The organism is Nonomuraea rhizosphaerae (genome assembly GCF_019396405.1).
In the GTDB taxonomy this organism is placed as follows: domain Bacteria; phylum Actinomycetota; class Actinomycetes; order Streptosporangiales; family Streptosporangiaceae; genus Nonomuraea; species Nonomuraea rhizosphaerae.
This window is the reverse complement of sequence record NZ_JAHKRL010000413.1, coordinates 1-11,662: the sequence shown is the minus strand read 5'-3', so window position 1 is coordinate 11,662 and position 11,662 is coordinate 1. Positions and strand designations below refer to the sequence as shown.

Here is an 11,662-nt window from a genome sequence, read left to right as displayed (position 1 = left end):
CCCCCCGCCGCCGCGCTGGCCGCCGCCGCCGCGGCGACGACGCGGCTGCGGGTCGGGACGCTCGTGTTCGCCAACGACTTCCGGCACCCGGCCGTGCTGGCCAAGGAGACGGCGACGCTGGACCTGCTGTCCGACGGACGACTGGAGGTCGGGCTCGGGACGGGGTGGATGGTCGAGGACTACCGGCGGGCCGGGCTGGCGTTCGAGCCGCCCGGCGTACGGGTGTCGCGGCTGGCGGAGGCCGTCGCCGTGCTGAAGGGGCTGTGGGGGGACGGGCCGTTCGGCTTCGAGGGCGAGCACTACCGGCTGGAGGGGCTCGACCAGCAGCCCAAGCCCGTGCAGCGGCCCCACCCGAGGCTGCTGCTCGGCGGCGGCGGGCCCAGGATGCTGCGGCTGGCCGCGCGGGAGGCCGACACCGTGAACCTGGGGATGCGGGTGCGCCCCGACGGGACCGGGCCCGACGGGGGCGACGGCGGCCTGGCGGCGTTCCTGGCCAAGCTCCGGACGGTGCGCGCGGCCGCGGGCGACCGCTACGACCGGCTGGAGCTGGGCACCAGCGTGACGCAGATAGGGGCACGAAAGGCGGAGGAGGCGTGGAGCGCCGCCGACAGCTCGCGGCAGGACGAGACGCCGCAGGTCCTTCTCGGCACCCGTCACGACATAGTCGACAAGCTCCGCTATTGGCGGGATGAGCACGATATTTCGTATTTCGTGGTGCACCATGAGCGGGACCTCGACGCCTTCACCCCCATCGTCGAGGAGCTTGCCGCAGGGTGAGGGCTACGGGACGAGGATCACCTTGCCCATGGTGTTCCTGCTCTCCAGCGCCGCGTGCGCCGCGGCCGCCTGCGCCAGCGGGAACGCCTGCACCTCCGGAGTCAGCACCCCCTCGGCCGCCGCCTCCAGGGCGCGCCGCCGCAGGTCCGCCAGGCCGCCCGCACGGCCGAGCAGATGCCCGATGCCGTCGTAGGAGGTGATGTCCCGCTCCTTCAGCTCCTCCTCCGCCGGGCGGAACCACTCCCCCGACGCCTGCCCGTACACGACCTGACGCCCGCCCTGCTCCAGCAGCCCGAACGCCTCCCGCCCGAGCCCGCCGCCGACCCCGTCGAAGACGATCGACGCCTTCTTCACGATCTCCGTCCAGCCGGGCGTGTTGTAGTCGACGGCCAGGTTCGCCCCCAGCGCGCGCACCCGGGAGACCTTGGCCGGGCCGCCCGCCGCGCCCACCACCGTCGCGCCCACCCGGCGGGCGTGCCGCACGAGCAGCGTGCCGACGCCGCCGGCCGCGGCCATGACCAGCACCACGTCCGAGGCGGTCACGGGGGCGGCCTCCAGCAGGCCGAGCGTGGTGACGCCGGTCACGCTCATGGCGACGGCCACGCCGTGGTCCAGCCCGTCGGGCAGCACCGTGACGCTGCCGGCGGGCGCGACCGCCAGCGAGGCGTACCCGCCCGACGTCACGCCGGCGCTGACCACCCGCAGGCCGGTGAGCCCCGGATCGACGCCCTCCCCCACCGACTCGACCACGCCGGCCACCTCGGCCCCGAACGTCGCGGGCAGCTCGGGCACAGGGTGCGGCCCCACGGGGATGCCCCGCCTGAACAGGGTCTCGATGAAGTGCACCCCGACGGCCTTGACGGCGATGCGCACCTCGCCCGGACCGGCGACGGGATCGGGGACGGACTCGTAACGGAGGTTCTCGGCGGGACCGAAGGAATGAAGTCTTGTCGCGTACATGACCACGAGACTGCTACCTGAACCAAGGTTGAGGTCAACCGTGCCGGATGATGGACCTCATGGACGAGATGCTTCTGCTGAGACACGGCGCGACGGAGTGGAGCAGGGCGGGCCGGCACACGGGCCGCACCGACCTGCCGCTCACGCCCGAGGGGGAGACGCAGGCGCGGGCCCTGGCGCCGCTGGTCAAGGAGCAGCCGTTCGACCTGGTGCTGGTCTCCCCCGCGCAGCGGGCGCGCCGCACCGCCGAGCTGGCCGGGCTGACGGCGTACGAGGTGGACGCCGACCTGTGGGAGTGGGACTACGGCGGCTACGAGGGCATCACCACGCCCAGGATCCGCGAGACCAGGCCGGGCTGGTACCTGTGGCGCGACGGCGTCACCCCCGGCGACGCCGCGCACCCCGGCGAGAGCGCGGCCGACGTGGGCGCGCGGGCCGACCGGGTGATCGCCAGGGCCAGGGCGTCGGAGGGGCGGGTGGCGCTGGTGGCGCACGGCCACTTCCTGCGCGTGCTGGCGGCCCGCTGGCTGGAGCTGCCGCCCGAGGACGGGCGGCTGCTCAAGCTGGACACGGGGACGTACTCGCGGCTCGGCTTCGAGCACGCCGAACCCGTCGTGCTCACCTGGAACGCCCCGGTGAGCTGAACGCCCCGGCAGGCCAGGGACATCGCGGTCAGCCGAGCGCCGCGACGGGCCGGGTGCCGGGGTCAGCTCACCTCGGCGCGGACCGCCGAGGCGTGCATGGCCCTGCTCACCAGCCACCCCCGCAGCGACCCTCCCGCGGGCTCGTACGACAGCGGCTGCTCCCACAACGCCACGAAGACGTCCTGGGTGATCTCCTCGGCGAACGCCTGGCTACCGGTGATCTTGACCGCCACCCCGTACACGTACGAGCTGTGCTCGTCGTAGAGCGCGGCCAGCGCGTCCAGGTCGCCCGAGACCAGCCGGGCGTGCAGGTCCAGGTCGGCGGCCATCAGTCACACCCCAGCGTGGCCGCTGCGCGCATCAGCTCCCGGGCGAGCCATGGATCGCCCTCGGCCGCGTACGGGAACGACTCGGGCGGCCACCGGTTGGCCAGCAGCTTGCAGAAGTGGACGGCGTCCGCCGACACCACCACCGCGACGTGGTCGGCGGTCGGCGAGAGCGGGACCGTCCAGGTGCCGCCGCCCGGACCGGTCAGCACGATGGTCGCCGACGCGTCCTTGTGCGGCCCCTTCAGCGCCCTGGGCAGCATGGCCAGCCCGAACTCGACGATCAGGCGCACGTGCTCACCGGCGGGCGGGGCCGCGGAGCGGGCGGTGGCCGAGCGGATGTCGTCGGCGTGCGTCCAGGTCTCGAACGTCCGCTGCACGAGCGCGTCGCGCAGCGGCCCGCGCGCCGAGCCGGCCCCGGCCAGCTCCACCTCGACGCCGAGCAGCACGTCGTTGCTGCCGGAGACGCGTTCGAGCAGGGACCCGGCCTGCTCGCGCCAGCGCCGGTGCGCGGTCAGCCGCCCGGCCTCCGGCACGCCCATGAACCGGGCGACCCTGGCGTCGTTGGCGGCCAGGTGCTCGACCATGCCGCGCACGGTGCCGTGCTTGGCCATCGGCGCGTCCCACTGCGGCACGCTCAGCTCGGCCAGCAGTTCGTCCATGAGCGCCACCTGCTGGGCGTACGGGACGGCGACGGCCGCCACCGCTTCCTCCGCCGGGCTGCGGCGCAGGCGTGCCTTGCTCAGCACGGCCTCGCGCAGACGTGGCGGGGGTGCGACCGCTTCGCCCGGGGCGTCGATCAGGGCGATGGCCGCGCTACAGTCCGGACAGGACGCGACGTGGTCGTCGGGGCCCTGTCCGTTGTAGAGGTACGTGTCGGTCATGACTACCTCCGCAGCCCGACGCTAACGTGCCGCGCCCCGCCGCGCCAGATGAACGGGGACAGACAAATGGGCGCACGACGCGTGCCAGGTCACCGTCCCGCCGGCGGCACCCGGCTGCCGGGCAACGGCGACAGCCGGCTGCCGGGGAACGGCGACAGCAGCGTCTCCCGCCACGGCCCGTCCAGGAAGTCCCGCGCCCGCCTGCTCCACCCCAGCAGCCGGTCGTCCGGCGCCACCTCGTCGTCGAGGCCGAGCGCCGCGTCCCTGGCCCGCTGCGTGGCGAGATGGTCGTCCAGGGAGACGCCCCAGACGGTGACGGCCTCGGTGTCGCAGAACAGCACCTCGTACAGCCCCACCAGGGCGTGCCCGTGCTCGGCCAGCAGCGGCGCCCGTTCGGCGCGGACCGCCTCCAGGTAGTCGAGCGCGGCGCCGGGCCGTACGCGGGCGCTCTCGAACAGGTAGAACTCGGCGGGGGCCACCTCGCCGAGCGGCGGGCAGCCGGGCACGGCGCCGAGCGGCCGGGAGAAGGCGGAGAAGCGCAGGTCGTCGATGTCGGACAGGAACAGCTTGTCGTCCACGCCGCGGTAGATCTCCATCATCTGGCGCCAGCCGCCGTCCCATCCGCCGTGGCACTCCCACAGCGTGACGGCCTTGAACTGGGGGTGGCCGGTGATGCCGACGGCGTAGAAGGCTCCGGCGAGGTCGATCTCGCGGGACCTGATGGACATGCCGGAGGTCATTGTGGGCGCCTCGCGGCTCTCGTCCTCGCGCTTGTAGCGGGTCAGCCAGGTGAGGTACTCCAGGGGGCGCCGGGAGTTCATGGGCCTGAAGTCGACCTCTTCGAGAAGGTAGATCCCGCGCCGCATGCAGGGCTCCTATCGCACCAAGCGATTGCTTGGCACATCACCCTAACGGATCAAGCGAGCGCTTGGGTAGGCTGCGGCCCCCTCCCGGTCAGCCACTCCAGCACCCTGCGGTGCCCGGACGCGGCGTCCTCGAAGTGGCCCCAGTGCCAGTAACGCGGCTGGTCGCGGACGCCGGTCACCCACGTGCGGTAGGAGACCGCGCCCCCGGAGGCCGCGGGCGCGACGCCGTAGGTGCGGATCACGACCTTGCCGCCGGGCGCGAACAGCACGTCGTCGGCGATCGGGTAGAGAGTCATCTGATCGAGCATGAACCGATCATGAGTGGCGACGGAGGCAGGGCGATTACGCCATCGGCGCGTCCCCGTTAAGGGGACGCGCCGGACGTTAAGAGCGTGTTACACACGCCGCTCACACCAGGAGACCGTCGAATTCTCCGTCCTTCACTCCGAGCACCAGGGCCCGGATCTCGTCGCGCGTGTAGATCAGCGCAGGGCCGTCGGGGAAGCGTGAGTTGCGAACCGCGACGCCACCGTCGGGGAGTTTCGCGAGCTCGACGCAGTTGCCCTGCGAGTTGCTGTAGCGGCTCTTGCGCCAGGCGACCTGCTGCAGGTCCGCCGCGGGCATGCCGTTGTACGTCTGCTTCATCTACATCTTTCTGAGAAGACCGCCGATGAGCTCGACGGTGCCCCCTGGCGTGGTGCTCTCCACGCACAACTGCTCCATCGCAGTGAGATACGGGTCGATATCCTCACGTTTGTCCAGGTAAAGGGCACCCCAGAGCTGTTCGACATAGACCACGTCCGACAAGTCGGACTCGGGAAATCGCAAGATGCTGAACGCGCCCCCTTCAGCGGCGTGCATGCCGTATCTGAAGGGCATCACCTGAATGGTGATATTGGGAAGGGCAGCGACTTCCAGCAGATGCTGAAGCTGCTCGGACATGACCTCTCGCCCCCCGATGGTCCTCTTGAGCGTCGCCTCGTCGATGACGGCCCACAGGCGGGGTCCGTCCTTCTGGGTGAAGCGCTCCTGCCGTTGCATGCGCAGATGCACACGGCGTTCGATCTGGGACTGGCTCTCATCGGGGTTGCCGAGAAGGTAAACCGCTCGCGCGTACGCCGCCGTCTGCAACAGGCCGGGAATGAACTGCACCTCATAGGTGCGGATCACGCTGGCGGCCTCCTCAAGCCCCACGTACGTGGTGAACCACGCGGGCAGAACGGCGGAGTATTTGTGCCACCACCCTGGGGTGTTGGCTTCGCGGACCATCTCCAGCAGAGCACGGCGCTCGGCGTCGTCGACGACACCGTACAAGGTGAGCAGGTCTTCCACGTCGCGTGTCTTGAATCCGACACGGCCGAGTTCCATGCGACTGATCTTGGACTCGGACGCCCGGATGTGAAATCCGGCCTGGTCTCTGGTGAGCTCGCTGGCTTCACGCAGCCGCCTCAAGCTGGCGCCGAGCATGATGCGCCGAACGGTCGAACCTGAGCCGGGCGGATCTAGGGACACGTGCTGCTCCTTGGTTGTTCCTTAGCACAGTCTGTCACTCCACGGCCGAAAGATCATGCGCCGCGGACAAGATCCCCTTTCCCACCGATTGACCTATTGGAGGCAATGTAGCGCTTGCACAGGGTGTCTGCACGTGCATTCGCTCTTGCACCTGCACGAGAGTTTGTCGCAGAATGATCAACGTGCAATCCCCCACGGCGCCCGGGCAGTGGACCACGTTCGACTGGTGGCCTCCCCTCGGCTGGTGGCCGGAGGCGGCGCGCGATCTCCTGGTGCCCGGCCCTTCCTCCAGTGCCACCTTCGTGCTCCCGCCGACGCCGTCCTCGATCCACTCCGTACGCAGCTTCACGATCGGCGCCCTGACCGCGTGGGGGCTCAAGGAGCTGATCGACAGCATGGAGCTGGTGGTCTCCGAGCTGGCCACCAACGCGTTACGCCACGGCCTGCACCCGGCCGACGGCGACCGCCCGCGCCCGGTTCACATGTCTTTGGTACGCCGCGGCCCGCTGGTTACCAGCGCCTTCACCGATCCAGGCTCATCGGTGCCCGTGCTGAGATACCCTGGCCCTCTCGACACCGGCGGCCTCGGACTCCACATCGTCGAATCGCTCAGCCACCGTTGGGGCTGGTCCGCACTCGCGCCTCACGGGAAGATCGTCTGGGCAGTCCTCTCCTGACCGGGGGTGATTGCATTACCGTGGATGGTCATGGCTCACGGTGAGTCCCTGCGTGCGACCCCATGAGAGTGCTGACAGATGGATGATCACCTGCTCGGCTGGCTACGAACACTTGACGAGGACAGGCTCGGCCGCGTCCTCGCGACAAGACCCGACGCCATCGCGGCACCATGGCCGCGGCGGCTCGACACGCTGGCCCAACGGCTCGGCAACGCGTTCGCCGTGATGGAGGCCCTGCGCGGCCTGCCACTCCCCTGTCTCGAACTCGCTCAGGCGTGCCTGGTGATCCCGCACGCCACTCCCGAGCGCCTGGCCGCCTTCCTCGGCGCCTCCCCCGACGAGCTGAGCCCCTGGCTCGACCACCTCTACGACCACGCGCTGGCCTGGCCGGACCACGAGGGCGTGATCCAGCTGGCCGAGGCCGTGTCCCGGTGGTGGACCGCGCCACTGGGCCTGGGCGAGCCGCTCGACCACTACCTCAACTCCTGGACGATCAGCGTCGACACGCTGCGCGCCCTCGCCCGCAACCTGGGCCTGCCGCCGCACGGCAACAAACGCCGCACGATCAGCAGGGTCAGCGAGGTGCTCGGCGACCGCGACCGCCTCGACGCGCTGCTGCGCCACGCCCCCGACGGCACGGTCAGGCTGCTCGACTCCTTCGCCTGGGACGGCCCCGTGCGCGACGTCGACGGCAACAGGTTCGTCACCCCCGGCACGGCCGAGAAGTGGGCGGCGGATCACGGCCTGCTCTACCGGCCGAGCTGGCACGTCGCCGAGATGCCGCGCGAGGTGGCGCTGGGCCTGCGCGGCCCCGACTACCGCGCGCCGTTCACGCCGGAGCCGCCCGAGGTGGCCACGATCCCGATCGACCCCGAAGAGGTCGACCACCTGATGACGCTGGCCGCCCCGCACGTCGTGGAGCGCTGCGCCGCGCTGCTCGACAACACCTCCAAGATGCCGCTGCCGCTGCTGAAGACCGGCGGCGTGGGCGTGCGCGAGGTGCGCAGGATCTCCAAGGAGACCGGCTGCGACGAGGACGAGACCCGGCTGCTGCTGGAGGTCTGCGCCGTGTCCAGGCTGCTGGCCTGGGACGAGCCGTCCGTCGGCATGGTCCCGACCGAGAAGTTCGACCGCTGGCGCCTCGACGAGGCCTCGGCCCGGCTGCGGGTGCTGCTGGCGGCCTGGTGGCGGATGGAACGCTCTTCCCTGCGCAAGGTCGACGGAAAGTACGGCACCGTGCTGGGCGACGACCAGTCGGGCGCGGCCGTGGCGCGGGTGCGCAGGGCGGTGCTGTCGGTGCTGGCCCACCTGCCCTCGGGCACGGCTTTCTCCGACCGGGCGAGCCTGGTGCGCAACGTCCACTGGCACGCCCCTCTGCTCGACCAGTCGCTGCTGGCCGACTGCGCGTCGGCGGTGCTCGTCGAGGCGCGGCTGCTCGGCCTGCTGGCCAACGACTCGCTGACCGACCTGGGCAGGGCCCTGGCGGGGCTGAGCGCCAAGGCCGGCGACGAGAGCGACGACGCGGTGCCGCTGGTCGAGCACGACCCGATGCTGGTGGAGGCCTCGACCAGAGCGCTGGCCAGCGTGCGCAGGAGCGCGCTGTTCGGCCCCGACCTGACCGCGGTCGTGACCGGCCCGCCGTCGGCCGAGCTGGCCGCGCTGCTCGACCGGGTGGCCGAGCGCGAGTCGCGGGGCGCGGCGTCGGTGTGGCGCTTCACCACCGAGAGCGTGCGCCGCGCGCTCGACCACGGCTACGACGCCGACGAGCTGCTCGAAGAGCTGTCGGAGGTGGGCACGATCCCGCAGCCGCTCGAATACCTGGTGCGCGACGTCGCCCGCCGCCACGGCGAGGTGACCGTGACCATGGTGGGCTGCGTGGTGCAGGCCGGCGACCCGGCCCTGCTGGCCGAGATCGCCGGGCACCGGCGCCTGGCCCGGCTCGGCCTGCGGCTGCTGGCCCCCACGGTGCTGGTCAGCTCGGCGGGCCCCGAACGCACCCTCACCGCGCTGCGCGAGAACGGCTACGCGCCGGTCCCCGTGGCCGACGGCGGCGGCGAGATCACCATCCGCCGCACCCGGGTCGAGGAGCCGAGCAACGGCAAGCTCATCCTGCTGCCGGGCGGCCAGGTGGCCGAGCTGTCGGAGTTCGACAGCTACGAGGCCGTGCAGCCGCTGCTCGCCGAGCCGGTCCCCGACCCGCACGAGCACGCCGCCCGCCTGATCACCGCCAGCCGCGCGGCCGACGGGCAGGGCGGCCGCACCTGGGCCGTGATCGGCCGGATGGCCACCAGGCTGCCGACGGCGCAGCAGTCGCTGCTCGGCTTCGTCGTGGACCGGGGCGTGCGCGCCGGGATCACGCTGACCGACGGCCTGACCGCGACGATCAGCCACGGCGAGCTCAAGGGCGCCGCGCTCGACGCGTGGTGCGAGGAGGCCGGCGACTACCTGGAGTTCCCGCTGGCCGAGATCGTTGAGGTCAAGGGAGCTTTTTAGCCTTCTTCAGGTTCTCCACCAGGCCCTCCACGAAGTCGGCGTACCCCTGGTAGCTGTAGGGGGCCTCGGCGGTCCACGGGTAGAGCTGCCCGGCCTTCACGGCGGGCAGCCCGGCGAAGGTCGGCTTCTTCATCATCTCCTCGGGCTTGAGCGACTGGGTCCGGGTGTCGTAGAGGATGACGTCGGCGTCGTAGGTGTCGGCGTTCTCCCAGCTCAGCGTCTGGAAGAAGCCGCCCTCGTCGACCTTCGAGGGGGTGACGACGTTCAGGCCGTTCTGGGTGAAGTGCACGACGTCCGGGTACTCGGGCGGGTTGACCACCCACATGGCGTCCGGGCCCGCCGACATCATCAGGACCTTGAGGTCCTTGAACTGCGCCAGCTCCTTGCTGGCCGCCTCCAGCCGGGCCTTGGCCTCGGGCACGCCCTGCATGCCGGCGCCGAGCGACTTGGCCAGTTCCTCGTACTTGCCGATCACCTGAAGGGCGCTGCGGCCGGTGAGCATGATGCCGGCCGTGGGCGCGACCTGCTCGATCGTGGCCTTCTGCTTCTCCGGGACGTACCAGAGCGTGCCCTTGATGTACATGCTGCTGACCAGCAGGTCGGGCTGGAGCCCGATGTACTGCTCGACGTTGAACTCGTCCCAGACGTTGCCGAGCCCGGTGACCTTGCTGATGTCGACGTTGCCGACCTGCGGGTCCCTGGCGCCGTCCTTCAGCTTGTGCGGGCCGAAGACGCCGATCGGGCGCACGCCGAAGTCCCACAGCGCGGCGGCCGAGCCGACCTGGGCGACGACCCGGACGGGGCGCTTGGGCAGGTCGAGCTTCTTGTCACGGTCGTCGGTGAACGTCCACGGGCCGCCGGCCGCGCCGTCCGAGGCGGTCCCGCCCGGCGCGGTACCGCTCGCCGCCGGGGCGGGAGTGCCCTCGCCGCCGCACGCCGAAAGCGTCAGGGCCGCCGCCAGACCCGCCGTCGCCGCGAGGAAGCCCCTGCGAGGCAGTACCGGTCCCGACATGTAGATCTCCTAAGGTTAGGCTTGCCTTGCTGTTGAGGCATTAGATTAGCCTCGCCTAAATTGGTCGGTGGCGAAAGGGGGTCGGGTGCACGCGGTCAAGGAGGTCTCCCCCGCTCTGGAGACCGGGGCACCGCGCGGGCGCTCGGCCGCGCTGGCCGGCGGGCTGGTGCTCGCCTTCGGCGCGCTCGTGCTGGTGGCGATGGCGAGCGTGGCGCTGGGCGCGCGGTCCGTGCCGCTGTCCACGGTGATCGACGCGCTGACCGCCCCCGGCGCCTCCGGCGATCACACGGTCGTGCGCGAGCTGCGCGTGCCGCGCACGCTGCTGGGCATCGGCGTCGGCGCCGCTCTCGGGCTGGCGGGGGCGCTGATGCAGAGCCTGACCCGCAACCCGCTGGCCGACCCCGGCCTGCTGGGCATCAACGAGGGCGCCGCGCTGGGCGTCACGCTCGCGCTCGGGCTGTTCGGGCTGTCGAACCCGGCCGTGTACGTGTGGTTCGCCTTCGGCGGGGCGGCCATCGCCTCGGCCGTGGTGTACGCGCTGGGCGCCTCGGGACGCTCCGGCGCCGGACCGGTGCGGCTGGCGCTGGCCGGGATCGCCGTCGGCATGGTGTTCACAGCCGTCTCCTCGGCGATCCTGCGCATCGACTCGCAGACCTTCGACCGGATGCGGTTCTGGCTGACCGGGTCGCTGGCCGGGCAGACGGCCGACGTGCTGGTGCGGCTGGCGCCGTTCATGGCCGTCGGCCTGGTCCTGGGGCTGACCCTGGGCAGGCCGCTGAACATGCTGGCGCTCGGCGACGACGCCGGCAAGTCCCTCGGCGTGGCCGTCACCCGCACCCGCGTGCTCACGGCCGTGTCGATCACGCTGCTGTGCGGCTCGGCCACCGCCGCGGCCGGGCCGCTGTGGTTCGTCGGGCTGGCCGTGCCGCACGCCGTGCGCGCGGTGGTGGGACAGGACCAGCGGTGGGTGCTGCCGTACACGATGCTGACCGCGCCGGTGCTGCTGCTGGCGGCGGACGTGGCCGGACGGCTCATCGCGCGGCCGGGTGAGGTACAGGTGGGCATCATGTGCGCGGTGATCGGCGCGCCGATCTTCATCGTGATGGCCCGGCGCAGAAGGCTGGCCCAGCTGTGAGGATCCGGATGGGCCCGTGGTCGGCCCGGCTGGCGCCGCGCGCGATGGCCGTCGGAATGCTCCTGCTGCTGGCGGCCTTCGCCGTGTCCGTCGCGGCGATCGCGACCGGCGAGTTCACCGTGTCCGTGCCCGACGTGCTGTCGGCGCTGTTCGGCCAGGGCACGCCGGTCGCCGAGCTGATCGTCTCCAAGCTGCGCGCGCCCCGGGTGGTGACCGGGCTGCTGGTCGGCGCGGCGTTCGGGCTGAGCGGGGCGATCTTCCAGAGCCTGACCAGGAACCCGCTGGGCAGCCCCGACTTCATCGGCTTCACCGCCGGGGCCTCGACCGGCGGCATCCTCGGCGTCGTCGCGGGCGGCACGGCGGCGCAGATCTCCGG

The 11,662-nt window shown here is 71.7% G+C and carries 14 protein-coding genes; 6 read left to right on the top strand and 8 right to left on the bottom strand.

What is annotated here, in order from left to right; translation table 11 throughout:
- A partial coding sequence (locus KME77_RS21285) for a TIGR03621 family F420-dependent LLM class oxidoreductase (protein WP_219470481.1) occupies nucleotides 1-777 on the top strand: 777 nt, incomplete at its 5' end.
- Between the two features lie 3 nt (nucleotides 778-780).
- Here the strand turns inward: KME77_RS21285 and KME77_RS21280 are convergent.
- Nucleotides 781-1,737 (bottom strand): zinc-binding dehydrogenase, encoded by a 957-nt coding sequence (locus KME77_RS21280; RefSeq protein ID WP_219470479.1) that lies wholly within the window; start codon nucleotides 1,735-1,737, stop codon nucleotides 781-783.
- A 59-nt stretch (nucleotides 1,738-1,796) separates the two neighbouring features.
- Here KME77_RS21280 and KME77_RS21275 point away from each other — a divergent pair, with 59 nt between their 5' ends.
- Nucleotides 1,797-2,381, top strand: coding sequence for a histidine phosphatase family protein (locus KME77_RS21275; RefSeq protein ID WP_219470477.1), 585 nt, complete (start codon nucleotides 1,797-1,799; stop codon nucleotides 2,379-2,381).
- Between the two features lie 62 nt (nucleotides 2,382-2,443).
- Here the strand turns inward: KME77_RS21275 and KME77_RS21270 are convergent, their stop codons facing one another.
- From KME77_RS21270 to KME77_RS21245, 6 genes are all read right to left on the bottom strand, one after another.
- Entirely contained in the window at nucleotides 2,444-2,710 is a 267-nt protein-coding gene (locus tag KME77_RS21270; protein ID WP_219470474.1) for a sigma factor, read from the bottom strand.
- Nucleotides 2,710-3,591, bottom strand: coding sequence for a maleylpyruvate isomerase mycothiol-dependent enzyme family protein (locus tag KME77_RS21265; protein WP_219470472.1), 882 nt, complete (start codon nucleotides 3,589-3,591; stop codon nucleotides 2,710-2,712). Before KME77_RS21265 ends, KME77_RS21270 begins: the two co-directional genes overlap by 1 nt.
- A gap of 89 nt (nucleotides 3,592-3,680) precedes the next feature.
- Nucleotides 3,681-4,457: a hypothetical protein gene (locus KME77_RS21260; RefSeq protein ID WP_219470471.1), complete on the bottom strand. Its 777-nt coding sequence runs from the start codon at nucleotides 4,455-4,457 to the stop codon at nucleotides 3,681-3,683.
- Nucleotides 4,458-4,507: 50 nt separating this feature from the next.
- A complete protein-coding gene (locus KME77_RS21255) occupies nucleotides 4,508-4,765 on the bottom strand; it encodes a hypothetical protein (RefSeq protein ID WP_219470469.1) in 258 nt (85 codons plus the stop codon).
- Between the two features lie 100 nt (nucleotides 4,766-4,865).
- Nucleotides 4,866-5,102: a DUF397 domain-containing protein gene (locus KME77_RS21250; protein ID WP_219470467.1), complete on the bottom strand. Its 237-nt coding sequence runs from the start codon at nucleotides 5,100-5,102 to the stop codon at nucleotides 4,866-4,868.
- Nucleotides 5,103-5,969 (bottom strand): Sco1979 family transcriptional regulator, encoded by an 867-nt coding sequence (locus KME77_RS21245; protein WP_504739336.1) that lies wholly within the window; start codon nucleotides 5,967-5,969, stop codon nucleotides 5,103-5,105.
- Between the two features lie 173 nt (nucleotides 5,970-6,142).
- Between KME77_RS21245 and KME77_RS21240 the strand changes: the two genes are divergently transcribed.
- Entirely contained in the window at nucleotides 6,143-6,646 is a 504-nt protein-coding gene (locus tag KME77_RS21240) for an ATP-binding protein (RefSeq protein WP_219470466.1), read from the top strand.
- Nucleotides 6,647-6,724: 78 nt separating this feature from the next.
- Nucleotides 6,725-9,139, top strand: a complete 2,415-nt coding sequence (locus KME77_RS21235) for a helicase-associated domain-containing protein (RefSeq protein WP_219470464.1) — start codon at nucleotides 6,725-6,727, stop codon at nucleotides 9,137-9,139.
- Here KME77_RS21235 and KME77_RS21230 read toward each other — a convergent pair.
- Nucleotides 9,123-10,151, bottom strand: a complete 1,029-nt coding sequence (locus KME77_RS21230) for an ABC transporter substrate-binding protein (RefSeq protein WP_219470462.1) — start codon at nucleotides 10,149-10,151, stop codon at nucleotides 9,123-9,125. The genes KME77_RS21235 and KME77_RS21230 overlap by 17 nt on opposite strands.
- 85 nt (nucleotides 10,152-10,236) lie before the next feature.
- Between KME77_RS21230 and KME77_RS21225 the strand changes: the two genes are divergently transcribed.
- Both KME77_RS21225 and KME77_RS21220 read left to right on the top strand, forming a co-directional pair.
- Nucleotides 10,237-11,286 carry a FecCD family ABC transporter permease gene (locus KME77_RS21225; RefSeq protein WP_308250805.1) on the top strand — a complete coding sequence of 350 codons (1,050 nt, stop codon included), beginning with the start codon at nucleotides 10,237-10,239 and terminating at the stop codon, nucleotides 11,284-11,286.
- An 8-nt stretch (nucleotides 11,287-11,294) separates the two neighbouring features.
- The coding region (locus KME77_RS21220; protein WP_246610393.1) for an iron chelate uptake ABC transporter family permease subunit at nucleotides 11,295-11,662 on the top strand (368 nt) is incomplete at its 3' end.

Coding starts and splice junctions, on each gene's coding strand:
- KME77_RS21280 (WP_219470479.1), bottom strand. CDS start 1,737: ATGTACGCGACAAGACTTCATTCCTTCGGTCCCGCCGAGAACCTCCGT.
- KME77_RS21275 (WP_219470477.1), top strand. CDS start 1,797: ATGGACGAGATGCTTCTGCTGAGACACGGCGCGACGGAGTGGAGCAGG.
- KME77_RS21270 (WP_219470474.1), bottom strand. CDS start 2,710: ATGGCCGCCGACCTGGACCTGCACGCCCGGCTGGTCTCGGGCGACCTG.
- KME77_RS21265 (WP_219470472.1), bottom strand. CDS start 3,591: ATGACCGACACGTACCTCTACAACGGACAGGGCCCCGACGACCACGTC.
- KME77_RS21260 (WP_219470471.1), bottom strand. CDS start 4,457: ATGCGGCGCGGGATCTACCTTCTCGAAGAGGTCGACTTCAGGCCCATG.
- KME77_RS21255 (WP_219470469.1), bottom strand. CDS start 4,765: ATGCTCGATCAGATGACTCTCTACCCGATCGCCGACGACGTGCTGTTC.
- KME77_RS21250 (WP_219470467.1), bottom strand. CDS start 5,102: ATGAAGCAGACGTACAACGGCATGCCCGCGGCGGACCTGCAGCAGGTC.
- KME77_RS21240 (WP_219470466.1), top strand. CDS start 6,143: ATGATCAACGTGCAATCCCCCACGGCGCCCGGGCAGTGGACCACGTTC.
- KME77_RS21235 (WP_219470464.1), top strand. CDS start 6,725: ATGGATGATCACCTGCTCGGCTGGCTACGAACACTTGACGAGGACAGG.
- KME77_RS21230 (WP_219470462.1), bottom strand. CDS start 10,151: ATGTCGGGACCGGTACTGCCTCGCAGGGGCTTCCTCGCGGCGACGGCG.